Annotated in this window: 1 protein-coding gene; it reads left to right on the top strand. The window is 53.5% G+C overall.

Annotated features, from left to right (window positions below; all coding sequences use genetic code 11):
- Window positions 1–50 precede the first annotated feature (50 nt).
- Window positions 51–1,403, top strand: a complete 1,353-nt coding sequence (locus CKO36_RS19035; RefSeq protein WP_200286474.1) for a transposase — start codon at window positions 51–53, stop codon at window positions 1,401–1,403.
- The last annotated feature ends 18 nt before the right edge of the window (window positions 1,404–1,421 follow it).

The following is a 1,421-nucleotide window of genomic DNA, read 5'->3' as shown; positions in this document are numbered from 1 at the left end:
AACTCATTGTATAATATGGATATTATTTCTAGAGTTGGAGTTGACAACCGATGTTTGATGATGTTCTCAACCGGTTTGCTGAACGCGCGCCTGCCACGGTCATGGTACGCGCTCTGCTTGAGCGATTACTGAACGCTGAGCGCCTTGACGCCTGGTTCGAGTCTGTTTGCCAACTTCAGTATACGAAAAAGATCCTCTTCTCCTCGCTGGTCCAACTCATGATGCAGGTGGTCTGTAAAACACAACCTAGCGTCAATGCAGCGTATCGAAAAACGTCGATCACAGCGTCTATTGTGGCCGTCTATGACAAATTGCGTGGCGTTGAGCTGTCGACTTCGCAAGGATTGGTGCGCGAAGTGGCCCAAGGGGCCGCTGATCTTATTGATCAACTTGGGAGCACTCTCCCCGAGCGTTTGTCGGGTTATCGCATCCGTTACCTGGATGGCAACTGTCTGGAAGCCAGCCAACGTCGTCTTCGCGCCCTGCGCAACTGTGCCGCCGCCCCCTTGCCCGGCAAATGCCTGGTGGTGTTCGATGCGGCGCGCAGAATCATCAGTGATGTGTTCCCCTGTGCCGATGGGCATGCTCAAGAACGCTCGCTGTTTCATCAGGTGCTGGCTCGGATTCAGGCCGGTGAGCTGTGGATTGCAGATCGTAATTTTTGTGTCAAAAGCTTTTTAGTCGGCCTCGCTCGCCAAAGGGCTTGCTTCATCATTCGCCATCATAACGCTTTGAGCGTGAAGCCACTTGAGGCCGCTCAACCCGCAGCGGGTGACACCACCGGTCGTTTGTTTGAACAGGCGGTACAGGTCACGGACGAGCCAGGGCATACCTGGACATGGCGACGGATCATCGTCAAGCTCGACACGCCCACGCGCAACGGAGATCGACAGCTTAACCTGTTGACGAATCTTCCGGCCGATGTTGCTGATGCCGCCACGATTGCTGAAGTGTATCGAACGCGTTGGACGATTGAAACGGCGTTTCAAAAGCTTGAAGCGCACTTGAATTCAGAGATCAATCCGTTGGGTTACCCACAAGCGGCTTTGTTTGGATTCTGTCTTGCACTCGTCGCCTACAATCTTTATGCCGTGGTCATGGCGGCATTGCGCGCGGCACATCCCGAGGCCAATGTTGATGAAACGGTGTCTGAGTACTATCTTGCCAACGAAATTGCTAACACGACTGAAGGACTCGATATTGCCGTCGATGAGCATCAATGGGCGATGTTCGTTCAAGCCAGTCACACACAATTCTGCGCGATGCTCCTCGATTTAGCTCGGCGTGTCGATTTGAAAGCCATGCGAAAAAATCGCCGGGGTCCGAAAAAACCGCTGACCAAACGCACTCGATACAAAGATAAGCCGCATGTCTCGACCGCCAAGCTTCTGGCCGCTGGTTAGCCCACCTTAAAAGGGCTG

The organism is Rhabdochromatium marinum (assembly GCF_016583795.1).
GTDB classification, from domain to species: domain Bacteria; phylum Pseudomonadota; class Gammaproteobacteria; order Chromatiales; family Chromatiaceae; genus Rhabdochromatium; species Rhabdochromatium marinum.
The sequence above is the reverse complement of the archived record's forward strand: the minus strand, read 5'-3'. Positions and strand labels throughout refer to the sequence as shown.

Coding starts and splice junctions, on each gene's coding strand:
- CKO36_RS19035 (WP_200286474.1), top strand. CDS start 51: ATGTTTGATGATGTTCTCAACCGGTTTGCTGAACGCGCGCCTGCCACG.